24 protein-coding genes are annotated in these 24,089 nt (G+C 71.8%); 12 read left to right on the forward strand and 12 right to left on the reverse strand.

Going from position 1 to position 24,089, the window contains the following annotated elements; all coding sequences use genetic code 11:
* The 8 genes from ACIA5D_RS47385 to ACIA5D_RS47420 all read right to left on the reverse strand — a co-directional run bounded on the left by ACIA5D_RS47385 (position 1) and on the right by ACIA5D_RS47420 (position 9,265).
* On the reverse strand, positions 1-2,622 hold the full coding sequence (locus ACIA5D_RS47385; RefSeq protein WP_396037286.1) for a LuxR C-terminal-related transcriptional regulator: 2,622 nt from the start codon (positions 2,620-2,622) through the stop codon (positions 1-3).
* A gap of 495 nt (positions 2,623-3,117) precedes the next feature.
* The gene (locus ACIA5D_RS47390; RefSeq protein WP_396037287.1) at positions 3,118-3,474 is read right to left on the reverse strand and encodes an SHOCT domain-containing protein; all 357 of its coding nucleotides are present in this window, start codon (positions 3,472-3,474) and stop codon (positions 3,118-3,120) included.
* A gap of 1 nt (position 3,475) precedes the next feature.
* A complete protein-coding gene (locus ACIA5D_RS47395) occupies positions 3,476-3,913 on the reverse strand; it encodes a DUF6325 family protein (RefSeq protein ID WP_396037288.1) in 438 nt (145 codons plus the stop codon).
* Between the two features lie 12 nt (positions 3,914-3,925).
* Complete coding sequence (locus ACIA5D_RS47400; RefSeq protein WP_396037289.1) at positions 3,926-4,333, reverse strand: DUF6325 family protein; 408 nt, start codon at positions 4,331-4,333, stop codon at positions 3,926-3,928.
* A gap of 23 nt (positions 4,334-4,356) precedes the next feature.
* On the reverse strand, positions 4,357-4,491 hold the full coding sequence (locus ACIA5D_RS47405; RefSeq protein ID WP_396037290.1) for a hypothetical protein: 135 nt from the start codon (positions 4,489-4,491) through the stop codon (positions 4,357-4,359).
* A complete protein-coding gene (locus ACIA5D_RS47410) occupies positions 4,488-5,960 on the reverse strand; it encodes an alpha-amylase family glycosyl hydrolase (protein ID WP_396037291.1) in 1,473 nt (490 codons plus the stop codon). The genes ACIA5D_RS47405 and ACIA5D_RS47410 overlap by 4 nt, the downstream gene beginning before the upstream one ends.
* The gene (locus ACIA5D_RS47415; RefSeq protein ID WP_396037292.1) at positions 5,957-8,710 is read right to left on the reverse strand and encodes an MGH1-like glycoside hydrolase domain-containing protein; all 2,754 of its coding nucleotides are present in this window, start codon (positions 8,708-8,710) and stop codon (positions 5,957-5,959) included. The genes ACIA5D_RS47410 and ACIA5D_RS47415 overlap by 4 nt, the downstream gene beginning before the upstream one ends.
* Positions 8,711-8,770: 60 nt before the next feature.
* A complete protein-coding gene (locus ACIA5D_RS47420; RefSeq protein ID WP_396037293.1) occupies positions 8,771-9,265 on the reverse strand; it encodes a DUF1269 domain-containing protein in 495 nt (164 codons plus the stop codon).
* Between the two features lie 144 nt (positions 9,266-9,409).
* Here ACIA5D_RS47420 and ACIA5D_RS47425 point away from each other — a divergent pair, with 144 nt between their 5' ends.
* Entirely contained in the window at positions 9,410-10,819 is a 1,410-nt protein-coding gene (locus ACIA5D_RS47425; RefSeq protein ID WP_396037294.1) for a hypothetical protein, read from the forward strand.
* 25 nt (positions 10,820-10,844) lie between these two features.
* Positions 10,845-11,054 (forward strand): hypothetical protein, encoded by a 210-nt coding sequence (locus ACIA5D_RS47430; RefSeq protein ID WP_396037295.1) that lies wholly within the window; start codon positions 10,845-10,847, stop codon positions 11,052-11,054.
* A 3-nt stretch (positions 11,055-11,057) separates the two neighbouring features.
* Here the strand turns inward: ACIA5D_RS47430 and ACIA5D_RS47435 are convergent, their stop codons facing one another.
* Positions 11,058-12,431, reverse strand: a complete 1,374-nt coding sequence (locus tag ACIA5D_RS47435; RefSeq protein WP_396037296.1) for a DUF2252 domain-containing protein — start codon at positions 12,429-12,431, stop codon at positions 11,058-11,060.
* A 175-nt stretch (positions 12,432-12,606) separates the two neighbouring features.
* Here ACIA5D_RS47435 and ACIA5D_RS47440 point away from each other — a divergent pair, with 175 nt between their 5' ends.
* From ACIA5D_RS47440 to ACIA5D_RS47455, 4 genes are read left to right on the forward strand one after another with little or no spacing between them, the layout of a single operon-like run.
* Positions 12,607-12,840 (forward strand): hypothetical protein, encoded by a 234-nt coding sequence (locus ACIA5D_RS47440; protein WP_396037297.1) that lies wholly within the window; start codon positions 12,607-12,609, stop codon positions 12,838-12,840.
* Positions 12,841-13,581: a potassium channel family protein gene (locus ACIA5D_RS47445; protein WP_396037298.1), complete on the forward strand. Its 741-nt coding sequence runs from the start codon at positions 12,841-12,843 to the stop codon at positions 13,579-13,581.
* A gap of 3 nt (positions 13,582-13,584) precedes the next feature.
* A complete protein-coding gene (locus tag ACIA5D_RS47450) occupies positions 13,585-14,028 on the forward strand; it encodes a hypothetical protein (RefSeq protein WP_396037299.1) in 444 nt (147 codons plus the stop codon).
* Positions 14,012-15,160 carry an AI-2E family transporter gene (locus ACIA5D_RS47455; RefSeq protein WP_396037300.1) on the forward strand — a complete coding sequence of 383 codons (1,149 nt, stop codon included), beginning with the start codon at positions 14,012-14,014 and terminating at the stop codon, positions 15,158-15,160. Before ACIA5D_RS47450 ends, ACIA5D_RS47455 begins: the two co-directional genes overlap by 17 nt.
* On the opposite strand, the gene ACIA5D_RS47460 is transcribed toward ACIA5D_RS47455, so the two are convergent.
* A complete protein-coding gene (locus tag ACIA5D_RS47460) occupies positions 15,126-15,461 on the reverse strand; it encodes a carboxymuconolactone decarboxylase family protein (RefSeq protein WP_396037301.1) in 336 nt (111 codons plus the stop codon). The two genes, ACIA5D_RS47455 and ACIA5D_RS47460, sit on opposite strands and share 35 nt — an antisense overlap.
* A 159-nt stretch (positions 15,462-15,620) precedes the next feature.
* Here ACIA5D_RS47460 and ACIA5D_RS47465 point away from each other — a divergent pair, with 159 nt between their 5' ends.
* Together ACIA5D_RS47465 and ACIA5D_RS47470 are read left to right on the forward strand one after the other, a co-directional pair.
* On the forward strand, positions 15,621-17,276 hold the full coding sequence (locus ACIA5D_RS47465; protein WP_396037302.1) for a methyl-accepting chemotaxis protein: 1,656 nt from the start codon (positions 15,621-15,623) through the stop codon (positions 17,274-17,276).
* 21 nt (positions 17,277-17,297) lie between these two features.
* On the forward strand, positions 17,298-18,917 hold the full coding sequence (locus ACIA5D_RS47470; protein ID WP_396037303.1) for a methyl-accepting chemotaxis protein: 1,620 nt from the start codon (positions 17,298-17,300) through the stop codon (positions 18,915-18,917).
* Here ACIA5D_RS47470 and ACIA5D_RS47475 read toward each other — a convergent pair.
* A complete protein-coding gene (locus ACIA5D_RS47475; protein ID WP_396037304.1) occupies positions 18,904-19,827 on the reverse strand; it encodes a DMT family transporter in 924 nt (307 codons plus the stop codon). The two genes, ACIA5D_RS47470 and ACIA5D_RS47475, sit on opposite strands and share 14 nt — an antisense overlap.
* 290 nt (positions 19,828-20,117) lie before the next feature.
* Here ACIA5D_RS47475 and ACIA5D_RS47480 point away from each other — a divergent pair, with 290 nt between their 5' ends.
* From ACIA5D_RS47480 to ACIA5D_RS47495, 4 genes are all read left to right on the forward strand, one after another.
* Entirely contained in the window at positions 20,118-20,498 is a 381-nt protein-coding gene (locus ACIA5D_RS47480) for a BlaI/MecI/CopY family transcriptional regulator (protein ID WP_396037305.1), read from the forward strand.
* Positions 20,495-21,397, forward strand: coding sequence for a M56 family metallopeptidase (locus ACIA5D_RS47485; protein WP_396037306.1), 903 nt, complete (start codon positions 20,495-20,497; stop codon positions 21,395-21,397). The genes ACIA5D_RS47480 and ACIA5D_RS47485 overlap by 4 nt, the downstream gene beginning before the upstream one ends.
* 349 nt (positions 21,398-21,746) lie before the next feature.
* Positions 21,747-22,685 carry a hypothetical protein gene (locus ACIA5D_RS47490; protein ID WP_396037307.1) on the forward strand — a complete coding sequence of 313 codons (939 nt, stop codon included), beginning with the start codon at positions 21,747-21,749 and terminating at the stop codon, positions 22,683-22,685.
* A 154-nt stretch (positions 22,686-22,839) separates the two neighbouring features.
* Entirely contained in the window at positions 22,840-23,307 is a 468-nt protein-coding gene (locus tag ACIA5D_RS47495) for a GNAT family N-acetyltransferase (protein WP_396037308.1), read from the forward strand.
* 120 nt (positions 23,308-23,427) lie between these two features.
* On the opposite strand, the gene ACIA5D_RS47500 is transcribed toward ACIA5D_RS47495, so the two are convergent.
* Entirely contained in the window at positions 23,428-23,745 is a 318-nt protein-coding gene (locus ACIA5D_RS47500) for a hypothetical protein (protein ID WP_396037309.1), read from the reverse strand.
* Positions 23,746-24,089 lie beyond the last annotated feature (344 nt).

Here is a 24,089-nt window from a genome sequence, read left to right on the forward strand (position 1 = left end):
TCAGAGCAGGCCCAGCTGGCGGGCCCGGACCACCGCCTCCCGCCGCCGCGCCGCACCGAGCTTGCGGTAGATCGAGCGCATGTGCGCCTTCACCGTGTTGATCGAGATGTTGAGGTTCCCGGCGATCTCCCCCGCCGTGAGCACCGTGGGCAGGTAGCGCAGCACGTCGCGTTCCCGCTCGCTGAGCACGTCGGACGGCGCCGTCGCCTCGTCGCCGGCCCGCTTCGGCGGCATCACGGCCGGGGTCGCCGTGTGCTCCTCGACCCAGCGCCGCCGGTCGAGCAGGATGGCGAGCCGACGCTGGTCGAACGAGCGGAACACCGCCCGGAACCCCTCCCGCTCGGCGATGGTCACCGCGCGGGAGATCGCGTCGATCGACCGGTTGCCGTGCCCCTCGGCGTCGGCCGCGAACGCCGTGGCGATCCAGGCCGTGACGGCCGAGACGTGGTCGGCGCTCTCCCGCACCCGGGCCAGCAGCCGCTCGGCCGGGCCGTGGTCCCCCACCGCCAGCAGCGCGCGGGCCAGGCAGACCAGCTCGTGCGGGTTGAGCACGCCGCGCGGCAGGTCGGGGTCGTAGCGGGCCACGACCTCCCGGGCCCCGCCGAGGAGCAGGTCGGCCTCCGACTCGGCCAGCCGCAGCCAGCGGTCGAGCACCGGCGCCACCAGGGTCGCCGGGGCGTCCTCGCGGGTCTGCCGCAGCAGCGCCTTGGCCGCGGCCGCCTCGCCCGCGATCAGCAGCATGTGCGTGCGCACCAGCACGGCCAGCACGGCCGGCGCGGCGGCCGGCTCCTCGCCCCCGGCGTGCAGGGCCATCCGCAGCGCCTCCTGCGCCTGGGCGGCCCGGTCGCGGCCGAGCTCGATCAGCGCGAGCGTGAGGTACGCGATCGCGACCTGGGCGGTGCCCTCGAACCCGTTGCGCCGGGCCAGATCGAGCGCGGCGGTCACGAACGTGGACGCCTCGGGCATCGATCCCTGCAACAGCACCAGCAGCGCCAGGTGGGACAGCGCGTTGATCTCGGTGAGCGTGGAGCCGACGCTGCGGGCCGCGGTGGACGCCGCCCACAGGTAGCGGTCGGCGTGGTCGGGCTTGTCCATCCACAGCAGCCCGGCGCCCTTCTCGTTGAGCGCGACCGCCCGGTAGTGCAGCAGCGAGGGCAGCTCGTCGAGCCGGTACGAGGTGAGCAGCTTGAGCGTCTCGGTGGACTTCTCGATCAGCCCCGGCATGTCGCCGACCCGCCAATGCAGGACGCCGGCCTCCATCAGGCGCAGCGTCAGGTCGGTCGAGGTGGCGACGGTGCTCTGCCGCTCGGCGAGCGAGCGGGCGAGCCGCAGCAGCCCGGCCGTGCCGGGCCGGTCGCCGCTGGTGTAGCGCACGGCCGCGCCGCACAGGGCCAGTTCGGGAGTGGCGGCGTGGTCCTCGGGCGGGATGCGCCCGAGCAGCTCGACGAACGGCTCGCGGGAGCCGCCGAGCACCCGGACCATGGCGCGCTCGACCGCGAGCCGGCCGAAATATGCCCAGTCGCCCGCGGCCGCCGCATGGCGCAGGGCCTCGATGATCTGCTGCTTTGCGGCGAACCACTGGGCCGCGAGCAGGTGCAGCTCGGCCTCGGCGCCGGGCCGGTCGAGCGCCATCTGGTGCAGCAGCGCCTCGCGCAGCAGCGGGTGGTAACGGAACCAGCCCGGGCGCTCCTCGACCCGGGTGACGAACGCGTTCGCGCTCTCCAGGCGCTCGAGGAGGCGCCGGCTGTACGACTCGCCGGTGAGCGCGTCGGCGAGCGGGCCGCACACCTCGTCGGGCAGGCTGGTGCGGGCCAGGAACTGCCGCATCTCGGCCGGAAGGCCGGCGACGACCTCGCGCAGCAGGTAATCGGAGACCGCGCGGATCTCGCCGTTGTCCAGCGCGCCGCGCTCGGCCAGCACGTCGGCGAGCAGTTGGAGCCCGACCACCCACCCCTCGGTGCGCTCGAGCAGCTCGGCCAGCTCCTCCACGGGCAGCCGCCGGCGGTGCACGGCCGGCAGCTCGGCCGCTTCGGGCGCGAGGAACGCGAGGTGCCGGGCGCGGATCTCGGTGAGGTCGCCCCCGGCCCGGAACCGGTGCAGCGGCAGGGCCGGCTCGCCGCGGGCGACCAGCACGAGCCGCAGCGCCGGCGGCGGATCGTGCAGGAGCCGGGCGAGGTCGCCGATCACGCGGGAGTCGTCCACCTGGTGGAAGTCGTCGAGCACCAGGACCACCGGGCTGGGCAGCGCGTTGAGGCCGTCGATCACCTGCGGGACGGCGGCCTGGTCGAGGTGCTCGAGGAGGTTGCCGCAGGGCACCGCGCCCGACAGCCGCAGCGCCATCACGAAATCGGACCAGAACGCCGGCGGATCGTTGTGCTGCGGCCCGAGAGTCAGCCACGCGATCGGGCCGGACGCCATCCGCGCCTCGGCCCAGGAGGCGACCAGCGTGCTCTTGCCCCAGCCCGGGCCGGCGCACACGAGCGTCACCGGCCCGCGCACCCCGGCGTCCAGCATCTCGGCCAAACGGCGGCGCGGAACAAGCGGCTGCCGCACCGCCGGGCGCCCCAGTCGCCCGCCGCCGGCCCACTCGGCCTGCGTCGTGATCCTTCCGGTTTTCCTCACGTAACAACCACCCCCGCGGTCGAACCCCCGGCGGCACGTGCTCCCTCATGGCCCGTGTCGCGGCTCCGACCACACCCGGGCGACGGCGATCATTTTCACGCTCCGCGGTCCGCGCCGCCGATGCGCCAGGATCCTCAGTGGAGATTCCCTGGCCCACGAACTACAGAGAGTGACCGTCGTCGTACTTGTCATGCGTCCCCGCCCACACCCCAACACAGAACGCAGCGCAAATGCAACAAGGTGGGGATCGTGATCTCTTTCATCGGCTGAGGTTGACCCGTCCGGCCCGGGGGGCGGCTCATCCCGCCGGCACGACGCGTCGGCCGACACGGCGGGTGATCCTCGGACGAGGATTCCGTTGCCGCCCTTGAGGAGAAGAAGTGACGAGACCCTGCTGCACAAGCAGGCCTCGGGCGCGAAAACCACCGTCTGAGCGAAAGACGTCGGCCGCCGGTGATCTCCCGTCACCGGCGGCCGACGCCTTTTCACCCCGGATCAAGACCCCAGGATCTTGGCCTTCTGCTGCTGGAACTCCTGGTCGGTCAGCACGCCCTGCGTCTTGAGCTCGCCGAGCTGCTTGAGGGCGTCCAGCTTCGCCTGCATGTCGTCGCCGGCCTCGGGCGCGGGCACCGGAGCCGCGACGTACACCTGCTGCGGCGGCGGAGCGTACTGCTGTTGCTGCTGCGGCGGGTTCTGCTGTTGCTGCTGCGACTGGTCGTAGTAGGCGTTGGCCTCTTCCTGATCCGCCTGCTTCTGCCACCGCCCGGCCTGCCGGCGGGAGACCCGGTTGGAAACCGCGGTGGCCGTGCCGGCGATCGCCGCCGTGCGCGCCACTCCTCGAAGAAGACCCATCTCAGCTCCCCACGTACTCGGACTCGGTGGCGTCCAGCGCCGCCAGCAGCGACTGGACCGGGATCCGGCCGCCCGCGATCACCCGGCCGCCGGCGCGCCGCACGGACACCGCGAACGGCGCCGCCCAGACGTTCTCGTACACGATCAGGGCCGCCGCGCTCCCCGGCTCGAGCACCGCGGCGGCCTCCTCGAGGTCGTCGCCGCCGAGCATCCCGGAGGCGGCGCCCTGGAAGAGGGTGAGCCCGGTATCCAGCTGCTCACCGATCAGCTCGTTCACCGTGCCGTCCGCGTTCTTGCGGAGGAATCTCAGGTCAAGGACCCGGATGATGCCCCGGTCGACGAGGCTCACGATGTGCGGCAGGCCCTGGCCGGGTTGGCTGCCGGGAGGAAACTCGATACAGAGGTAATCGACCGGGCCCATCTCCTGAAGATCGTCCATGGTGGCTCCCTTTCACCTTCCGCCGACCGCCGCCAAGGCGTTCGGGATATGCATGAGGGCGAGGACGGTGCCGTCGGTCGACGCCACCTCGCTACGGAGGTCGTTCACCCACAGGTGCTCGACCAGTACGGCGAGGGCGTCGGTCTCCTCATCGACGAGCTCGCCTACCTCGTCGATGTCGGTCTCGGTGATCAGTCCCGTGGCCGGCCGGGCGAGATCCAGCGGGTCGCCGCCGAACCCGGAGAGCTCACTGAGCTCCACTCCGCAGGCGCCGCCCACCGCATCGGTGCGGACCACCAGCACGTCGACCACCCGGACTCCGGGGGACTCGTGCAGGCGGTCGAGTGTCGCCAGGACGCCGTCGTTGAGTCGTGCCGCGGGAAAGGACAGGACGATGAGTTCCAGCGGACCCAATGCCATGACCCTCAGCATGCGCCCGCCTCTCACGCCGCCGCCTCACCCGTTGCGGATGAGCCAGGCGGCCGCTTGATCGGGAGGAACGCGGCGGCGAGCAGGCCGAGCAGGGAGACCCCCGCGAGCAGCCCGAGCGCCACCGCGAACGGGGTACCAGCCGTCATGCCGTGACCGCGAAGAGGTGGCTGCCCCACGGCGGCAGGTCGACGTAGAGGCCGTCGGCCACCAGCGCATCGCCGTCGCGGTCGAACGTGCGGCCGTCGAGCAGGTCGATCAGCCGCCAGCCGCGCCCGGCGAGGGCGGGCCACGGCATCGCGATCCGGGCCTGCGACGGGTGGTCCGACAGGTTGATCGCGACCACGTGGTGCGGCGCGTCGTCGTGCCAGGCCCAGGCGATGACGTCGGCGTGGGTGGGGTTGTCCGGCCAGCCGTCGCAGTCCAGCATGGTCCACTCGCCGCGGCGCATCCCGGCCACCACGGCCAGGAGCCGCTGATAGAACGCGCGCAGATCCGCGTCGGCCGGCTCGTCCGGGAAGCGGCCGAGGAAGACCGGCAGGTGCGTGTGCCGCCCCTCGAACTCGCCCTCGTGCCACAGCGTCGCGCCGGGCAGCGTGGCGATCGCCACCGCGGCGGCCCGGTCCCGCCCGCCGCCCAGCGCCGACGCGGCCCGCGGCTCGTCGTGGTTCTCGATGAAGCGGATCAGGTGGTCCTGGAAGTCACGGCCGGCCGCGAGGTGGATCCGCACGTCGGCGGCGCCGCCATGGGCGAGCCGGTCGTAGAGCCGCTTGTCGTAGCAGAAGTCGAAGCCCTGCTGCTGCAGGGTCCATTCCATGTCCCAGTACGCCTCGGCGATCAGCACGACATCGGGCCGGTGCTGCTTCACCCGGCCGATCACCTCGGGCCAGAACTCGGTCTTGGGAGCGGGGCCGGCGTGCGCGCCCCACGTGCGGGCGAACACGTCATTGGTGAGCAGCATGGCCATGTCGCAGCGCAGCCCGTCGCACTGCCCCGCGATGTCGGCGATCGCCCGCGCGGTGGCCTCCCGCAGCGCGGGCTGGAAGGCGTTCAGCTGGGCGACGTCCGGCCAGGGCGGGAAGTACGGGTCCCGGCCGTGCGCGAAGACCCGCCCCGCGGCCCGGAACCAGGCCGACGGCTCCTTGCTCTCGTCGTCCTCGTCGCCCTGGATGAACCAGGACGGCTCCTCCACGACCGCCGGGTGGTCGGGCGCCACGTGGTTGGGCACGTAGTCGAGCACCAGCCGCAGCCCGCGCCGTGCCAGCTCGGCCCGCGCCGTGGCCAGCGCCGACGGCCCGCCCAGGTGCTCGTCCACCCGGTAGCGGCGCACGCAGTACGGCGAGCCGACCAGGTCGGCCGGGGCCATGTCGGGCAGGGCCTCGTGGAACGAGCGCTGCAGGTCGTCGTTCGCGCGGGCCACGACCAGGCCGGCCGGGCTGCGCTCCCAGACGCCCATCAGCCAGACCGCGTCGATGCCGGGCGGGAGCGTCTCGTCCCACACCTCGGCCGGTACATCGGCGAGCGTGACCGGGTGGCCCAGCCGCCCGGCCACCCCGGCGAGCCAGGGCCACGTGTCGATCTCGTACACCACGGGGGCGGACGGCCAGCCGGTGGTCATGACTCCTCCTCGCGCATCGCCTCGAAGATCCCGGACAGGCCGTGCTCCAGCAGGTCCGGCCCGCTGACCCGGGCGAACAGCACCGGGAACACGGCGGCCAGGCCGGTCCAGCCGGTCTGATGGGCGGCGCCGAGGCCGGCGCCGTTGTCGCCGTGGAAGTACTCGGAGAAGGTGATCAGGTCGCGCCAGTGCTCACGCGCGAAGACGTCCTGGCCGCCGTAGCAGGGCCGGCGGCCGTCCGCGCCGGGCAGGAAGATCCGGGTGAGCCGGTTCGAGATCTCCCGGGCCACCTCGAACAGGGTCATGTGCACGCCCGAGCCGGTCGGGCACTCGACGGTGAAGTCGTCGCCGTACCCGGCGTACAGGTTGAGCAGCGCCCGGATCATCAGGGCGTTGACCGGGAACCAGATAGGTCCCCGCCAGTTGGAGTTGCCGCCGAACATGCCGCTGTCCGACTCGGCCGGCGTGTAGGCGACCCGGAAGCGGGCGTCGCCCACGTCGAACTCGAACGGGTGGGCGTCGTGGAACTTCGACAACGACCTGATTCCGTACGGGCTGAGGAACTCGTCCTCGTCGAGCAGGCGCGACAGGATCCGCCGCAGCCGGGTCTCGTCGAACAGGGCCAGCAGGTGAATGCCGGGCCGGCCCTCGAACCGTCCCTCGGGCAGCGCCGCCCGCACGCTCGGGTGCGCCGCGAGGAACCGGTTGGCCTCGTCGATGATCTCGGGATAGCGGCTGCTCACGCGCGCGTCGAAGACGGTCGCGGCGGCCAGCGGCAGCAGGCCCACCATCGATCGCACCTTGAGCCGCACCGCGCCACCGTCCGGCAGCCGCAGCAGGTCGTAGAAGAAGCCGTCGTCCTCGTCCCACATCGACGCGCGGCCGGGGTGGTCGACCGCCGCCGCGATCCAGGCGAAGTGCTCGACGTAGGTCTGCGCCTGCTCCACATAGGTTGGGAGGACCTTGGTCCGGTCAAGGGTGGTGGCGGGGTGGTCGGACGGGTCGTCGTCCTGCGCCAGCTCGAGCGCGATCTGCAGCATGTTCTGGCAGTACAGCGCCATCCACGCGGTGCCGTCGGCCTGGTCGAGGTGGCCGCCGGTGGGCAGCGGCGCGCTGCGGTCGAACACGCCGATGTTGTCGAGCCCGAGGAAGCCGCCCTGGAAGACGTTGCGGCCGTCCATGTCCTTGCGGTTGACCCACCAGGTGAAGTTCTTGGCGAGCTTGTGGAACGCGGTGGCCAGCCAGTCCCGGTCGCCGTGGCCGTGGCGGGCCTTGTCCAGCTCGTACACCAGGTAGGTGGCCCAGGCGTGCACCGGCGGGTTCACGTCGCCGAAGTTCCACTCGTACGCCGGGATCTGGCCGTTGGGGTGCAGGTAGCGGCGGCTGAGCAGCAGGTCGAGCTGGCGCTTGGCGAAGGTCAGGTCGATCAGGCTGAACGCGACCGTGTGGAAGGCCAGGTCCCACGCCGCGAACCAGGGGTACTCCCAGGCGTCCGGCATCGAGATCACGTCGTCGGCGATGAGGTGGTACCACTCGCCGTTGCGGATGTTCCCGGCGTCGAGCGGGTCGCGGCCGTGCCCGGCGAGCCAGGCCTCCACGTCGTACCCGAAATATTGCTTGCTCCACAGCATGCCGGCCATGGCCTGGCGCACCATCCGGCGCTCTTCGGCCGACAGGCCGGCGGCGAGCCGCTCGTCGTAGAACTCGTCGGCCTCGCGCCGGCGCTGCTCCATCGTCTCCTCGAAGATCGGCCCGAGGCGTTCGCGGACCGCCTCGGCCGGCACCGGCTCGTCGGTGAGCCGCAGCCGCACGACGACCCGCTCCCCCGCCGGGATGTCCAGGGTGATGTCGGCGGCGAGCTTCGTGCCGGTGAGCGCGGGGTTGACCGCCTCCTTCTCGCCGTGCACCACGTAGCGGTCGATCGCGTCCTTCACGAACGGGGAGGCGTTGGGGCCGCCCCCGAAGCGCTCGTCGTTGCTCTCGTTGTCGGTGAACAGCAGCTGGTGCTCGCCCTGGACCAGCAGCCAGCGGCGGCCCAGCTCGGGGTGGCGGGCCTCGGCCACGGCGGCGCCGGTGATCCCGGGCATCTGGAACAGGCCGGGACGGCTCTCGGGCGTGCCCGACCACGTGTTGCGGAACCACAGCGTGGGCAGCAGGCGCAGGCTGGCCGGCGACGGGCCGCGGTTGTGGACGGTGATCCGCACCAGGATGTCGTCGGGTCCGGCCTTCGCGTGCTCGACCTCGACGTCGAAGTAGCGCTCCTCGTCGAAGACGCCGGTGTCCAGCAGCTCGTACTCGAACTGGTCGCGCCCGCGCGACCGGTTGGTGCTCACCAGGTCGTCGTAAGGGAACTCGCGCTGCGGATATTTGTAGACCATCTTCTGGTACGAGTGCGTGGGCGTCCCGTCGAGGTAGAAGTAGTACTCCTTGACGTCCTCGCCGTGGTTGCCCTCGGAGTTGGTCACCCCGAAGAACCGCTCCTTGAGAATCGGGTCGTGGCCGTTCCACATGGCCAGGGCCAGGCAGAGCAGCTGCCGGTCGTCGCTGATCCCGGCGATGCCGTCCTCGCCCCACCGGTACGCCCGGGAGCGCGCCTGGTCGTGGGTGAGGTAGTTCCAGGCGTCGCCGCCCGGGCTGTAGTCCTCCCGCACCGAGCCCCACTGACGTTCGCTGAGGTAGGGACCCCACCGCCGCCAGGGGACGCCGGTCCGGTCGGCGTCGTTGAGTCGCTGCTGTTCGGCGCTGGTCATCGTTGCCCCCAATGACAGCCGTTCCGGCGCCACCGGTGTGGCGCCGGAACGGGGAAGACGTCAGGCCTGGCCGGTGCCGTGCAGCGCCTCCTGGAGCTGCGCCTCGGCGTCCTTGGACAGCGAGGACTTGAGCACGGTGCCGCCGTACTGCTTGAGCGCGTCGACGGCCTTGTCCGGGGTGACCGCCTCGATGATGAGGAACAGCGCGGACGTGCCGGGCTGGACGAGGTCGCGGACCTGCTCCTGGAACTCCTTGTTGATGGCGCCCTTGGTGAACTTGCCCATCAGAGCGCCGAGGCCCGCGCCCACCGCCATGCCGATCACGGGGATGAAGAACAGCAGGCCGAACAGCAGGCCCCAGAACATGCCCCAGGTGGCGCCGCCGCCCACCGCGTGGTGGTTGGTGGTCACGTGGTACTTGCCCTCGACGTCGCGCCGGATCACCGCGATGGCGTCCGGCTGGAGGATGAGGTCCTTCGCGAGCCGCTCCGCCTCCAGGCCGGCGGCTGTCGCCGTGGTCTCGTCGGGATACCCGATGGCGACCAGAGTTGACATGGTTAACACCCTTTCTCCGTCGGTCGGTGCCTGGCCCAGTCAGCCACAGCCGAGGGTCGGCCCCCTCATCACGGGGGAATGAAACGGGGCGTTCATTCGCCTTGGATGACGCGGGTTCCGCGTCGCTCGACGAGCGTCGCAGGCATGACCCAGCAGACGGACACGGACGAGGTGGCACGCCTCCGCGAAGAGGTCACCTCCCTCCAGTCCCGCCTCGAGAACCGCCGGCGCCGGCAGTTCGCGCTGCTCGCCCTGCGCCGGGTCGCCGCCGCGGTGTTCATCATGATCACGGCGTTCGCGCTGGTGGCCAGCGTCGTCGGGCTGTGGGCCGCGACGACCGTGCTGAGCACCGACCGGTGGGTGTCCACGGTCGGGCCGCTCCCGAAGGACCCGGCGGTGGCGGCCGCGGTCGCCGAGTACTCGACCGCGCAGCTGTTCGAGGCGATCGACGTCGAGCAGCGCATCGAGAATGTTCTCCCGGCGCAGGCCGCCTTCGTGGCCGGCCCGATCACCAGCCAGTTGCGCATCCAGATCCGCAACACCGTCGACAACGTGATGCAGAGCGACCAGTTCCAGCGGATCTGGATCGGGCTCAACGAGCGCGTCCACGACCGTGTCATGGCGATCGTGAACGGCGAGAGCCAGGTGGTGAGCGCCACCGAGCAGAGCGTGCAGATCGACCTGCTGCCGCTGATCAACCAGGTGCTGCGCGACCTGAGCGCCCAGCTGCCGACGCTGTTCGGCCACACGATCACGCTCCCCGACCTCAGCAGCGGCGAGATCCCGGACAACCTGCGGGTGCGGGTCCAGGACGCGCTCGGCGTCACGCTGCCGGCGAATTTCGCCCAGTTCACCGTGTACGACGACGGCCAGCTGCACGCCGTGCAGGAATCGGTGGCCGCCGCCAAGCGTTACCTGACGCTGTTCGTCATCGGCACGGTCGTGCTGCTCCTGCTCGCCCTGGTGGTCTCGCCGTGGCGGCGGCGGACGCTGGCACAGCTCGGGCTCTGGCTGGTGGTGGCCGCGGTCGCGGTGAGCGCGGTGCTGCGCGGGATACGCGACCAGTTGCTCGCCGAGGTGCCTGCGGGTGTCTACCGCGACGGCGTGGCCGCCGCGGTGACCAGCGTCTTCAGCGTGCTCCGTACGCGCGGCACCCAGCTGATCTGGATCGGCGCGATCCTCGCGGTCGTCTGCTACCTCTTCGGGCCGGGTCGCGGCGCCGTCGGGCTGCGCCGGCAGGTCCGGCGCGGCGCGGTGGCCGCCGGGCACGCGACGGCCCGCGGTGGCCGCTGGCTCGGCACGAACGCGCCGGACTGGGTCGCGGCGCACCGCGACGTGCTGCGGGTGAGCGGCCTGGTGGCCGGCGGCATCCTGGCGCTGCTGCTCTCGTCGTGGACGTCGCTGTTGATCATCGCGATCGTCGTCGCCGCCTACGAAATCGGGGTAACCCTGATCGCACGGACCGGTCCGCCCGCGGACGTCACCTCTGATTCACCCGCCAGTTCACTCCCCGGGAGTGAGGCGCCCTCACATGCCGAACCGGCACCGTTGTGAGATCCGTCGAAACAGAGCAGGGGGCATGCTCATCATGAAGGAGCGGTACGAGATCCGGATCCACGGGCTGATCGGCCCGCTGTTGCGCAGCCGGTTCCAGGGCCTGGCCTGCGAGACGCTCCCCTGCCAGAGCACCATCCGCGGAACGCTGTCGGTGGAACAGCTCCACCGGCTGCTGAGCCGCCTCGATCAGTCCGGGGTGGAGCTGGTCTACCTCGACTCGGACGCCGCCTGACTCTCAGATTCCGGTACGAGCCTCGACCCGGCCGTCGCGCACCGCGGCGGCCAGGGCCTTGTGGTCGCGCTCGGTCTGGTCGGCGTACCGCTCGGCGAACTCGGCGAGCGCGTTGTCGAACGCCGCGTCCTCGCCCAGGTAGGCGGCGATCGCGATCCGGTCGCCGGTGCGGGCGTGCGCCCGGGCCAGGGTCCAGCCGCAGAGCGCGGCGTAGGCCCGCATGCCGATCGGGTCCATCTCCTCGACCACGGCCGCGCCCTTCCAGTCGCGCAGCTGCCGCACGTAGAAGTCGCGGGTGCGGCCGTCGAAGCCGGGAACCCGGTGCCAGCCCAGGAAGATGTCGCTGACCGCCTGCATGAGCCGCTGCCCCGTCACCACCCGGCGTCCCTCGTGCTCGTGCGGCTCCCGGGCCAGCACCGACTGCCCCGCCTCCTTGACCTGCAGCAGCAGCGGGTCGTTCTCGTCGCGGCCGGACATCAGCACGATCCAGCAGCGGGTGCCGACGCTGCCCACGCCGACCACCTTGCGGGCCATGTCGACGAACTCGTACCGGTCGAACAGGTATCGGCGGTCGTCGGCGAGGCTCTCGCGGTAGCCGGCCAGCAGCTCCCGCAGCTGCCTCTCGAGCTCCTGCCGGTCCATCTCGGGCAGCAGGTCGGCGATCGGGACCAGCAGCGGCGGGTCGGCGGCGATCCGGCGGCGGCCGTCGACCACGGTGGTGAGCTTCTTGTACGCCTGGAGGCTGTCGCGGGTCATGGCCTTGCTCCGCGCCCGGTCGAGCTGCTTGCGGCGCGCCTTGTCCAGCTGGTCGCCGAGCATGCCGGCCAGGTCGTCGACGTCGGCCCGCGCGTACCAGACGTCGAGGTCGCGCATCGCCGCGAACTCGGCCATCGCCCGGCGGTAGCGCTCGGCCATGGCCAGAACGACGGGCCGGCGCGCCTTGCGCCCGAAGCCGTTCTCGCGGCCGGCCACGGCCAGGCTCGCCGCGAGCCGCTTCACGTCCCATTCCCACGGGCCCGGCGCCGTCTCGTCGAAGTCGTTGATGTCGAAGACCAGACGCCGCTCCGGGGAGCCGAACACGCCGAAGTTGGACAGGTGCGCGTCGCCGCAGAGCTGGACGGTGATGCCGGTGTCGGGGCCGGCGGCGAGGTCGGCGGCCATCACGGCGGCGGAGCCGCGCAGGAACGTGAACGGGGACAGGCCCATCCGGCCGTGGCGGATCGGCACCAGCTCGGGAACCCGTCCGGCGTCCTCGGCCTTCAGGATCTCCACCGGGTCGCGCCGGCCGGCCGCGGGGGCGTACTCGGCGTGGGTCTCCGGCGGCACCCTCTTGCGGGCGTCGCGACCGGCCGCCGTACGCGTCTCGGGGTCTCTCATCTGCGCACCTCCACTCGTCCTGAGCAGAGCACATCGCACGCTGACCTGCCACGCCTCATCTGCCCGGGGTGACGACGGGAGTGTCCGGGCGGTCGAGTGTTGAGGGTCCAACCACCGCGGCCGGCTCGGCGCGCATCGCACCGGACCTGGTCGAGACGACGCGGAAAGGATGGTCATGACCGCGACGAACTACCAGGTACGGGTGTCCGGGACGATCCCGAGCGAGCTGCTGGACGAGCTCTCCGAAATGACGATCTCGGTCGAGCCGCCCGAGACCGTGCTCTACGGGGAGTTGCCCGATCAGTCCGCGCTGTTCGGCCTGATTTCCCGGATGCACGGCATGGGTCTGCGGCTCATCGAGATCAGGCGGCTGCCCGGGGCGGAGGACCCCGGAAAGCCGGACGACTAGATGATCAGGGCGCGGCGGCGCACGCCGATCTGGTCGAGGGACAGCTACGGCCCGCTGATGCTGCTGATCGCCGGCACCTACGTCATCGGGACGGTCTCGAGCCATCGCTGGACCGTCTCGCTGCTGCTGTTCGCCCAGATCGGCACGGTCTGGTACGCGCTGCGGGTCTCGCACGCCCACACCAGCCTGCGCGCCCTCGCCGCCGTGATCTTCCTGCTCTCGCTGGTCGCCGGCGGCTGGAACTTCTTCGACCAGGGCACCACGCTGGTCGGGCTCACCTTCTTCGCCAGCAGCGTGCTGTACGTGGTGGCGCCGGTCTCGATCGCCGGCGATCTGGGCCGTCGCCGGCACGTCGACCGCGAGCTGATGCTGGGGGCGCTCGCCACGTACCTGATGCTGGGGATGGCGTTCGCCTTCTCCTACCGCTGCATCGCGGCGTTCCAGCCCGCGCCGTTCTTCGGCGCCCAGGGCGACGGAACGCTCGCCGACAGCCTGTTCTACAGCTTCGTCACGCTCACCACGACCGGGTACGGCGATCTCGTCCCGGCCGGGAACCCGGGGCGCACCCTCGCCGTGCTGGAGGCGCTGCTGGGCCAGTTGTTCCTGGTCACGGCCGTCGCCAAGGTCGTCAATGTCTGGAGCCCGAAGGGCTGGCGGGACGAGTTTCATTCGCCCGGGATGGCGTCCCCGCCGCCGGAATCGACGAATGTTGGTCCGAATTCAACCTCCACCGAGGAGTGAAGCATGTCCGAGACACAGCAAAGGCCGTCGGCCTCCGATTCCACCTATGCCCCGCGCCGTCCCCAGGCGACGGGCTGGGTCGGGTACGTCGTCTTCGCCGGCGTCATGCTGATGATGCTGGGCGGATTCCAGGCGATCGAAGGGCTCGTCGCCATCTTCAAGGACGAGTACTACCTGGTCACGCGTAACGGGCTCCTGCTCAACGTGGACTTCACCACGTGGGGCTGGGTGCACCTGATTCTCGGTCTGATCGCGGTGGGCACCGGTATCGGCGTCCTGCTCGGGCAGACCTGGGCCCGGGTCACCGGCATCATCATCGCGGTGCTCAGCGCCCTGGCGAACATCGCGTTCCTGCCCGCGTACCCGATCTGGGCGACCATCATCATCGCCCTCGACGTGCTCGCGATCTACGCGCTCGCGGTGCACGGCCGTGAGGTCCAGTACTGAGCGGCCGCCGCGGGTGAGGTCGGCGCACGCCATTCCGGGCGCCGGCCTACCGCGCGGCGTCCTCGTGCTGCTCGGCACCGCCTGTCTCGTGGTGGTGGTCGGCGGGATGCGCATCACCGCCGACCTGATCGGCCCGGTCTTCCTGGCGCTGATGCTGACCGTGACGATCAGCCCGATCGCGATCTGGATGCGGAGCAAGGGCGTGCCGCTGTGGCTCGCCATGGTCGCCAACGTGATCGCCGTCTACGTGTTGCTGATCGCTCTCGGCGGTGCCATGGCCCTGTCGCTGGCGCGGCTGGTCGACCTGCTGCCGCAGTACCAGCAGCAGTTCAACGACCTGCGCGACAACCTGGTCAGCACCCTCGCGGGACTGGGCATCGACCAGACCCAGGTCGTCGCGGCGGTCGAGAAGGCGACGACGCCCGGCCAGATCGTCGGCGTCCTCGAGTGGCTCTTCGGCGGACTCGCCGGAGCGCTGTCCGACACGGTCTTCCTGTTCGCCGTACTGCTGTTCATGTGCATCGACGCTGTCGACTTCCCGGCCCGGCTGGCGGCCAGCGGCGTGCAGCGGCCGCAGGTGGCCGGCGCCCTGCGCGAATTCGCCCAGGGCACCCGCCGCTACCTGTGGGTGACCACGGTGTTCGGGTTGATCGTCGGGGTGATCGACACCCTCGCGCTGTGGGCCCTGGACATCCCGCTGCCGTTCCTGTGGGGACTGCTGTCGTTCATCACGAACTACATCCCGAACATCGGCTTCATCATCGGCGTGATCCCGCCCGCGCTGCTCGGGCTGCTGCAGGGCGGCGTCGAGAAGATGATCTGGGTCATCGTGGTGTACTGCGCGATCAACTTCGTCATCCAGTCGGTGATCCAGCCGAAGGTCGTCGGCAACGCGGTCGGGCTCTCGGCCACGATGTCGTTCCTGTCGCTGATCTTCTGGGCGTGGGTGCTGGGCCCCATAGGCGCGCTGCTCGCGATCCCGCTGAGCCTGCTCGCGAAGGGCCTGCTGGTGGACATCGACCCGTCCACCAAGTGGATCACCCCGCTGCTCTCCGGCGGGCCGCTGCCGGCGGTCGACAGCGGCCCCGACGGACGGATCACGGAGCCGACAGCTCCCGCAGAGCCTGATTGATCTTTCCGGCGGCCGAGACGATCCGCGCGCTGCCGACCAGCGGCGCGAGCTCGACGAGCATGGCCTCGATCGTCTCGGCCTTCACCCCGCCGCGGTCGGCGATGCCGAGGTGGATGAGGTAGGACGCGGGGGCCGCGTCCATCGCGACCAGCGCCGACATGCGCACCAGCAGCGCCGTCTGCGGGTCGATGCCGGTGTGCTGAAGGGCGCCCTCGGACTGCTTGGCGAGCGCCTCGAGCACCGGTCCACCGCCCTGCGCGAGCTCGCGCATGGCGTCGTCGAATTCCTGGGTCATAGTCATGCGGGCCAGCGTTTCCGATCGCCGCGCCCCGGGCTTCATCCCGCGCGGATGGTACGCAACACCGCAGGCTTAAAAGGGGATTTGTCGTATTCTTCCCTCGTACGCGATTCGGATTCTAAAGTGAGTCGCATTCGGGTGACTTGTGCATCGGGGGACGACATGCCCAGACAGATCGAGGGGGCCTCCTCGCCGATAACCGTGCAACGCAACGTCTTCGAGGCGCTGCTCGGCGACCGCAGCCTGACGCTCAAGACGGTCATCGCGGCGGCCTGCGTCGCGGTCGTGGCGCTGTGCGTGGCCGTGCTCTCGATCAACCGGATGTCGGCCCTCAACTCCGACCTCAACGAGATGAAGACGCAGCACGTCGACAGCCTCCAGGAGGTGGCCAACGTCCGCGGCGAGCTGGCCGCCATGTTCCGCGGCATGATGCTCACCCAGCTCGCCGGCGGCGACAAAGCCACGATCGCCAGCGGCCGGGACTCCATGGCGAAGGCCGACGACGCCATGGACGCCGCCCTCGCCCGCTACTCGACGATCACCGCCGGGTCGGCCGAGCGGCACGCCGCCCTCGCGAAGTTCACCGAGGCCGTCCAGCACTACCGGGCGCTGCGCGACACCGTTCTCTACGGCGAGCCGCTCGCCACCGGCTACACCATGCCGGCCCCCGACCAGATCGGCCCCGAGTTCAACAAGGTCGAGACCGCGATGGCCGAGGCCGTGGTCACCATGCAGCAGGTCGAGGACAAGGAGTCCGACGCGATGGCGACCTCCGCCACCGCGTCCTACAACCGGGCCCGGACCGTCACCGTGATCGCGCTGGTCGTCGGGTTCGTCCTCGCGGCGTTCATCTGCCTGGTGGTCATCCGGCTGATCCGCCGGCAGCTCACCACCGTCGCCGCCGCGCTCGACGCGGTCGCCGAGGGCGACCTCACCGTCGCCGCCGAGGTCCGTTCCCGCGACGAGCTCGGCGCCATGGCCGCCGCGGTCAACCGGGCCCGCGAGGGCCTGCGCACCACGGTGTCCGCGCTGACGCACGGCGCCGAGACCCTCGGCGAGGGCACCCAGCGGCTGACCAACATCAGCGCCCGGCTCGCCGAAGGCGCGCGGGAGGCCGCCGAGCAGGCCGGGGTGGTCGCCAATGGCGCCGGCGACGTCTCCTCCAGCGTGCAGTCGGTCGCGGCCGGCTCCGACCAGATGGGCGCGTCGATCCGCGAGATCGCCGAGAACGCCAACAACGCCGCCCAGGTCGCCGCGAGCGCCGTCGGCGTCGCCCAGTCCACCAACGACACGGTCGCCAAGCTCGGCACCTCGTCCGAGGAGATCGGCAACGTCGTCAAGGTGATCACCCAGATCGCCGCGCAGACCAACCTGCTCGCCCTCAACGCCACCATCGAGGCGGCCCGCGCCGGCGAGGCCGGCAAGGGCTTCGCCGTGGTCGCCACCGAGGTCAAGGACCTCGCCCAGGAGACCGCCAAGGCCACCGAGGACATCTCCCGGCGGGTCGAGGCGATCCAGGCCGACACCACCAGCGCGGTCGAGGCCATCGCCGAGATCTCCCGGATCATCTCGGAGATCAACGACTACCAGGTCACCATCGCCTCGGCGGTCGAGGAGCAGACGGCCACCACCGGCGAGATGAGCCGCAGCGTCGCCGACGCGGCGCAGGGCAGCTCCAACATCGCCGGCAACATCAACTCGGTGGCGCAGGCCGTGCAGGCGCAGACCGGCGCGCTCAACGAGGCCGACCAGTCGGTGACCGAGCTTTCCCAGGTCGCCGACGAACTGCGCGGGGTCGTCGCCCGCTTCCATGTCTGATCCACGGTCGGGAGGTCCCGCATGCGGCTGTTCGGCAACGTCAAGATCGGGGTGCGGCTGGCCGCGGCGTTCACCGGCGTCTGCCTGTGCCTGATGGCCGCGGTGGCGGTCGGCCTCTGGGGCCAGCGGGCGGCCAAGGCCGCGACCGCCGAGCTGGCGGCCGCGGCCCAACTGCAGCACGACGCGCTCACCGCGAAGTTCCGCACGGCCGACTTCAACGGCTGGCAGAGCGGCTACGCGTTCGACATCCAGCGCGGGGTCAAGGACGCCGACGCGGACACCGTCGGGCAGCGCAAGAGCTTCCTCGCCTCTACGGCGGCCTTCAAACAGGACATCGTGGTGCTGGAGGGCAGGAACCTCACCGCCGCCGCGAAAGACGCCGTGGCCACCGCGTCGTCGGCGTTCGACGACTTCATGGCGACCGACGAGGAGGTCATCACGGCCTTCCGCTCGGGCACCGCGGCCGGCTACGCCAAGGCCGGCGGCCTGGTCTCCGGCGTCGCCCTCGAGTACATGGGCAAGATCTTCACGGCCATCGACGACCTGGTCGGCCTCACCAACGCCCAGGCCGCGGCGGCGGAGGCCGACGCCGAGTCGACCGCCAACACCTCGCGCACGCTGATGCTCATCGCGGGCGCGCTCAGCCTCTGCCTCGCCGCGGGCCTGGCCGTGCTCGTGACGCGCAGCATCACGCTGCCGCTCGGCAAGACCATGGCGACGCTGCGCGCGGTCGCCGCCAAGGACCTCACCGTCGAGGCGCCGGCCGAGGGACGCGACGAGCTGGGCACGATGGGGCGGGCGGTCAACAGCACGCTCGAGGTGCTGCTGTCGGCGTTCGGGAAGATCAGCGAGCACAGCCGTACGCTCGCCGGCGCCTCCCACGAGCTGACCGTGGCCTCGGGGCGGATCTCCGCGGCCGCGAACGACGCATCCGGGCAGTCGGACCGGGTCGCGTCGGCGGCCGAGGAGGTGTCGCGCAGCGTGCAGACGGTCGCGTCCGGCACCGAGGAGATGAACGCGGCCATCCGCGAGATCTCGGGCAGCGCGGCGCTGGCGGCCGCGGTCGCGGCCAGCGGCGTCGACAGCGCCCGCGAGGCCGGCGAGACCATCGGCCAGCTGAGCCGCTCCAGCGTCGAGATCGGCGAGGTGGTCAAGCTGATCACCTCGATCGCCGAGCAGACCAACCTGCTCGCCCTCAACGCGACGATCGAAGCGGCGCGGGCGGGCGAGGCGGGCAAGGGCTTCGCGGTGGTCGCCTCCGAGGTGAAGGACCTGGCCCAGGAGACGGCCAAGGCGACCGAGGACATCGGCGCCCGGGTGCAGGCCATCCAGCAGGACACGACCGCGGCGATCTCCGCGATCGACCGGATCACCAGCATCATCGGCCAGGTCAACGAGCACTCGACGACGATCGCCGCGGCCGTGGAACAGCAGACCGCGACGACCGCCGAGATGGGCCGCAACATCGTCGAGGCGGCGACCGGCTCCGAGGAGATCGCCGAGGGCGTCTCGGGGGTGGCGACCTCCGCGCAGGTGACGGCCGACGGTGTGGTCGAGGCCCAGGAGACGGCCGAGAACCTGGAGCTCATGTCGCGCGAGCTCCAGGAGATCGTCGACCAGTTCCACGTCAGGCGCGCTTAGCCTCCACCACGAGGGCGAGCACGAGCAGCGCCGCTCCCGCCGTTCCCGCCATGCCGAGCCGGTCGCCGAGGATCAGCACCGACAGAGCGGTCCCCACCAGCGGCTCCAGCAGCGCCATGAGCGCGGCGGTGCCGGCCGCGGACGTACGCAGGCCACGGAAGTACGCCGCGTACGCGATCGCCGTCGGCCCGACGCCCAGCAGGACCAGAAGTCCCAGGCCGGACCACGTCGCCGTGATGCTCTGGCCGCCTCCGGCGATCGCGAGCGGAGCGAGCACGACGGCGCCGAGGGTGAAGGCCAGGCCCGTCCCGGCGAGATCGTCGAGGTCCTTCACGGGCCGGCTGCCGACCAGGGTCATGGTCGCGAATCCGCCCGCGGCGAGCAGCGCAAACCCGGCGCCGGACAGCAGCGTGGTCAGGTCCCGCTCCCCATTCGGCACGCCGATGAGCAGCGTCAGACCGGTGATCGCGAGCAGGACGGTCGCCAGCGCGCGCGGGCCGGTCCGGCGGCGGCCCAGCACGCCCTCGGCGATGAGGACCAGGACCGGGGACGCGCCGATGGTGAGCAGCGTGGCCAGGCTGACCGAGACGCGCTCGACGGCGGCGAAATAGCTGGCCTGGAACTCGGCGGCCAGCAGGCCCAGCGTGACGATTCTGGTCCAGGCCGCCCGGCCCTTCGGCATCGCGCGCCCGCTGACCAGGACGAACAGGACAAGCAGGAGACCGCCCACGCCGAGGCGGCAGGCGGCGACGGCCGCGGAGGTCAGGCCGGTGCTGCGGGCGAGGAGGCTGCCGGTGAGGCCGCCCGTGCCCCAGAGGATGCCGGCGAGGACGAGTAGCCGGAGGCCGTTCCGCTCGCCGGTTCGAGGGCGGACCGAAGATGATATTTCGGATATTTGCGTGTCAGTCATGATGATGCTGGAGCTCCTGCTTCGGCGACGAAGGTCTGGGGTCGCGGAAGCGGGACAGCCGGATACGCGTCATCGCGCGCCGGGGTGACCGGCGCGCGGGAAGGCCGTCCCGCTCAGGAGCGGGGCGGGGAGATGATGACGTTCCGGTGCATCAGGCGACGGTAGTGGGCGGGATGCCCCGCAACGGTGGTGCTTACCGCATGTCGGGATCGGGACCCGGACGTCGCCCGGCCCGGGACGATAGCCTCCTTCTAACGCGTGCTTCCGACGCGTCGTGAAGGAGTGGTGGGATGGCCGACGACGAGGCCGGGCGCCGGCGGGCCCGCGGCGAGCTCGAGTCCGAGGTGATGACCGCGCTCTGGGCCGCCGGCGAGCCGCTCACCCCGGCCGGGGTGCAGCAGGCGCTGGGCGGCAACCTGGCGTACAACACGATTCAGACCATCCTCATCCGCCTGCTCGACAAAGACCTGGTCCGCCGCGGCCCCGCCGACCGCGGCCGCGGCCACGCCTACTGGCCGGCGCAGGACGCCGCCACCCTGACCGCGACCCGCATGCGGGCCGCCCTCGACGAACGCCCCGACCGCCGGGCCGTGCTGCAGCAGTTCGCGGCCGGCCTCGGCGAGGACGACGCCGAGACCCTGCGTGCCCTCCTCGCGGAGCGTGAGTCATGACCCTGGCCGTCTACCTGCCCCTGATACTGCCGCTGCTGGTCGCCTTCGCCGCCCGCTACGCCGTCGACCACGCCCGCCCCCGGGCCGCCGTACCCGGCCTGGTGGCCGCCGCGGCGCTCTCGGCGGCGGCGACGATCTGGTCGCTGCTGCTGCTGTTCCTCACCCTCTTCGACGACCTCCCGTCGATGATCGCCGTGAACACCAGGGCCGGCATGCGCCTGCCCGAGCCGGTCCCCGACTGGATCGCCGTGACCGCCCTGGTCCTGCTGGTGATCGCCCTGATCCGCCTGGAGCGTGACCTCTCCTTCCGCCACACCGCGGCTCGCCGCCTGCGCAACGCGGGCCCGGCCGCCGGCGACGTGATCGTGGCCGACTGGGCCGAGCCCCTGGCCGTGGCCGTCCCCGGTCGCCCGGGCCGCCCCGGCGAGATCCTGCTGACCACCGGCATGCTCCGCGTCCTCGACGCCGAGGAGCGCCGCGCCGTGCTCGCCCACGAGCGAGCCCACCTGGCGCATCGCCACCATATGGCCGTGTTGCTGACCAGCGCCGCCGCCGCGGTGAACCCGCTGCTGCGCCCCGCCCGCGAAGCGGTGACCTACCTGGTGGAACGCTGGGCCGACGAGGAGGCCGCCACCGGCGTGGGCGACCGCGACCTGGTCGCCCGGGCCGTCGCCCGCGCGGCCCTGGCCACCGCCGGCCACCCCACCACCGCGCCCGCCCTGGGCATGCACGGCGGCGTGATCGTCCGCCGGGTCCGCGCGCTGCACAGCCCGCCCCCGGCGTCGGCCCGCTGGCAGCTGGCCCTGCTCGCCGCCGTCGGGGCCGCCTGCCTGCTGCTGGAAGCCTCCGCCACCGCCTCCTTCGTCGACATCGTCCGCGCCTGGCTCGCAGGCTGGTAGCCGCGAGCGGCCGCGCCGGCGTGATCCGCTACGCCGACATCCGCGCCGACGGCGCCCCGCACCCCACCCCCGCCGAGATCCTCGCGGCGGTCCGCACGCTGCCCTGAGGCCGCCTATCCTTCACCCGCCCGGATCCCGCGCGGGTCCACACGCGGCCCTGACGCCCGCCCCTTCACCCGCCGGGACCGTGCGCCGGTCGACACGCAGCCCGCCCGCCCCTTCATCCGCCGGGAGTGATGTCTCCCCGGCGCGCGCCGCAGAGACTTCGGCTAGCGCGACTGGCACCCGGCGGTGGGTGTCCCGTGCGCGTCTCGCGCCGTGCCGGCGCCGAGCACGAAGGGGACTCAGGATGAGACTGTTCGCGCACGCCCGCCCGTTGGTGGCGGCGCTCGCCGTTGCGGCCGCGCTGACCGGCATCGCGGCCTGCGAAACCGGCGGGGACGGCACCGCACTGCCGTCGACGTTGCCCTCGCTCGAACGCACCGTCAGCCGCGACGCGGCCGAGCCCACCCGCACGGCGGACGAGCCCACGACCACCCCCGCCGAGCCCACCCGCACCACGACCAAGCCGGCCGAGCCCACCCGCACCACCGACGCTCCGGCCGAGCCCACCCGCACCACCGAGCCCACCCGCACCACGAACCCGCCCGCGACGAAGCCCACGACCACGCCACCACCCGCCACGCAGGAGACCACCACCAAACCCACGACCGAGGCGGCGGCGCCGGCCACCACCACACCGGCCGCGACCCCGTCCGAGGTGGCCGCCACGACAACGACGGGCGGCATCAGCACCCTGGGCTGGCTGTTGATCCTGCTCCTGATCGCCCTCGCCATCGGCGTGGCCGCGCTGCTGGTGAACCGTTCCCGCCGCGCAGCCGCCTGGGCCACCGAGGCCGCGGCCCTGGCCGCCAACGGCCGCGGCCTGATCGCCACCCGCCTCCCCATGGTGCTGAGCACGCGCGACGCCTCCGACCGGGCCCTGGCGTGGCCGCCGGTGCGGGCCGACCTGACCGAGACGTCCGCCCGCTGGTCCGCGCTGGCCCGCCAGGCGACCGACGACTACCACCGCGACGCGGCCGGCCAGATCAGCGTCATCACCCAGGACCTGGTGACGGCCGTGGACGCCGAGAACCAGGCCTTGGCGACCGGCCGCGACTGGCGACGGCTGAGCCCTCAGGTCGATCAGATCGTCCAGGCCCTGGATTCGGCCCTGGCCGCCTTCGTCACGCCGCAGACCGACCCCAACGCCACCACCGGCGGCGGCCCCGACCCGTATCCCGCCTGACCGCAACCCAATGGACACGTCGACGGTGATGTGTCGACTGCATCAACATTGACCGTCAAGTCAACTGTTGACAGTCAACATATGCAGTCAACACATCACCACGCGTGGCGCGACGGGACAGCGGCCGGCCGCGCCCGGGCGGCAGAATCGGTCCGTGAGGATCAGAGACGCCGTGCCCGGCGACATCGACGCCATCATCGAGATCGGCCACCGCACCTGGCCGGCGACCTACGGCTTCGCCGGCGACGAGTACGTGCGCGACGGCCTCGCCACCTGGTGGTCGGCCGAGGCCGTCGAGCGAAGCCTTCGCGACACGACCGTGCTGGTGGCCGCGGGCGAACAGGGCCTGCTCGGCATCGGCAACATCGACCTGCGGGGCGAGACCCCGATCATCTGGAAGCTGTACGTGGTCCCTGAGTCCCAGGGCACCGGCGCCGGCTCCGCCCTCATCTCGGCGCTGCTCGAGCGCGCGCCCGGCCGCCCGGTTCTTCTGGAGTACGTGGACGGCAACGACCGCGCGGCCCGCTTCTACGACCGTCGCGGCTTCACCGAGGTACGCCGCGACCCGGGCGAGCGACCCGGCTGGCCCGACACGGTCTGGATGGAACACCGCCCGGCCTGAGCCGCGCCCTACCTGAGCCGCGCCCGGTCTGAGCCGCGCCCGGTCTGAGCCGCCCCCGAAAGGGGAACGGCCGGTAGGGACAGCCCCCCAGGCTGTCCCTACCGGCCGAAACTTCAGGTGTCAGCCCGTGAACGCGGCCTCCGACTGCGTCACTTCCTCCGGTGTGGCCGCTTCCTCACCGACCTCCGCCCCCTTGCGGTGGGCGATGAACCGCTCGGCCACCACCGCGGCCACCGCTCCGCCGACCGCGGCGACGACGGCGGTCACCGCGAGGGCCCGCCCCATCCGCCGGATCTGCTGGCCGCGCATCACCTGGTAGGCCAGCCCGAGCCGATCGCCGTAGATCGGCATGAGTTGCCGGAACTGTCCACCGCTGACCTTGGCCGCGGTCAACGCGCCGGCCATGGCGTCGCGCAGCTCGATGTCACGTCGTCCCATGGGTTCATCCCTTCACGGTCCCGCCAGTCCATCACCACCCACCCTCCCGTCTGCGCCACTCGCCCGCTTCACCCGCTTCGGATGAACCCGGCCCACGGGCGCCAAAACCCCAAAACCATCGAAAACCCGATCGCGTACGCCGTGAGCACACCGAACACGAATTGTTCACGCACTCCCGGCCGCGGCCCCCGTGACCGCCCGCCCGTCCGACGACCGCGCCGAGGCCAGCGCCGCCGGGGCTGCTGCGGACGGGGCTGCTGCGGACGGGGCTGCTGCGGACGGGGCTGCTGCGGACGGGGCTGCTGCGGACGGGGCTGCTGCGGACGGGGCTGCTGCGGACGGGG

It is taken from the genome of Actinoplanes sp. NPDC051513, assembly GCF_044454685.1.
Taxonomy (GTDB): domain Bacteria; phylum Actinomycetota; class Actinomycetes; order Mycobacteriales; family Micromonosporaceae; genus Actinoplanes.

Excerpts from the sequence above, each read along its gene's own strand:
- ACIA5D_RS47430 (WP_396037295.1), top strand. The coding sequence starts at position 10,845 with ATGCTCATCATGAAGGAGCGGTACGAGATCCGGATCCACGGGCTGATC.
- ACIA5D_RS47420 (WP_396037293.1), bottom strand. The coding sequence starts at position 9,265 with ATGTCAACTCTGGTCGCCATCGGGTATCCCGACGAGACCACGGCGACA.
- ACIA5D_RS47435 (WP_396037296.1), bottom strand. The coding sequence starts at position 12,431 with ATGAGAGACCCCGAGACGCGTACGGCGGCCGGTCGCGACGCCCGCAAG.
- ACIA5D_RS47480 (WP_396037305.1), top strand. The coding sequence starts at position 20,118 with ATGGCCGACGACGAGGCCGGGCGCCGGCGGGCCCGCGGCGAGCTCGAG.
- ACIA5D_RS47425 (WP_396037294.1), top strand. The coding sequence starts at position 9,410 with ATGACCCAGCAGACGGACACGGACGAGGTGGCACGCCTCCGCGAAGAG.
- ACIA5D_RS47445 (WP_396037298.1), top strand. The coding sequence starts at position 12,841 with ATGATCAGGGCGCGGCGGCGCACGCCGATCTGGTCGAGGGACAGCTAC.
- ACIA5D_RS47470 (WP_396037303.1), top strand. The coding sequence starts at position 17,298 with ATGCGGCTGTTCGGCAACGTCAAGATCGGGGTGCGGCTGGCCGCGGCG.
- ACIA5D_RS47405 (WP_396037290.1), bottom strand. The coding sequence starts at position 4,491 with ATGACGGCTGGTACCCCGTTCGCGGTGGCGCTCGGGCTGCTCGCGGGG.
- ACIA5D_RS47490 (WP_396037307.1), top strand. The coding sequence starts at position 21,747 with ATGAGACTGTTCGCGCACGCCCGCCCGTTGGTGGCGGCGCTCGCCGTT.
- ACIA5D_RS47460 (WP_396037301.1), bottom strand. The coding sequence starts at position 15,461 with ATGACTATGACCCAGGAATTCGACGACGCCATGCGCGAGCTCGCGCAG.
- ACIA5D_RS47475 (WP_396037304.1), bottom strand. The coding sequence starts at position 19,827 with ATGACTGACACGCAAATATCCGAAATATCATCTTCGGTCCGCCCTCGA.
- ACIA5D_RS47410 (WP_396037291.1), bottom strand. The coding sequence starts at position 5,960 with ATGACCACCGGCTGGCCGTCCGCCCCCGTGGTGTACGAGATCGACACG.
- ACIA5D_RS47415 (WP_396037292.1), bottom strand. The coding sequence starts at position 8,710 with ATGACCAGCGCCGAACAGCAGCGACTCAACGACGCCGACCGGACCGGC.
- ACIA5D_RS47440 (WP_396037297.1), top strand. The coding sequence starts at position 12,607 with ATGACCGCGACGAACTACCAGGTACGGGTGTCCGGGACGATCCCGAGC.
- ACIA5D_RS47450 (WP_396037299.1), top strand. The coding sequence starts at position 13,585 with ATGTCCGAGACACAGCAAAGGCCGTCGGCCTCCGATTCCACCTATGCC.
- ACIA5D_RS47465 (WP_396037302.1), top strand. The coding sequence starts at position 15,621 with ATGCCCAGACAGATCGAGGGGGCCTCCTCGCCGATAACCGTGCAACGC.
- ACIA5D_RS47400 (WP_396037289.1), bottom strand. The coding sequence starts at position 4,333 with ATGGCATTGGGTCCGCTGGAACTCATCGTCCTGTCCTTTCCCGCGGCA.
- ACIA5D_RS47485 (WP_396037306.1), top strand. The coding sequence starts at position 20,495 with ATGACCCTGGCCGTCTACCTGCCCCTGATACTGCCGCTGCTGGTCGCC.
- ACIA5D_RS47390 (WP_396037287.1), bottom strand. The coding sequence starts at position 3,474 with ATGGGTCTTCTTCGAGGAGTGGCGCGCACGGCGGCGATCGCCGGCACG.
- ACIA5D_RS47395 (WP_396037288.1), bottom strand. The coding sequence starts at position 3,913 with ATGGACGATCTTCAGGAGATGGGCCCGGTCGATTACCTCTGTATCGAG.
- ACIA5D_RS47500 (WP_396037309.1), bottom strand. The coding sequence starts at position 23,745 with ATGGGACGACGTGACATCGAGCTGCGCGACGCCATGGCCGGCGCGTTG.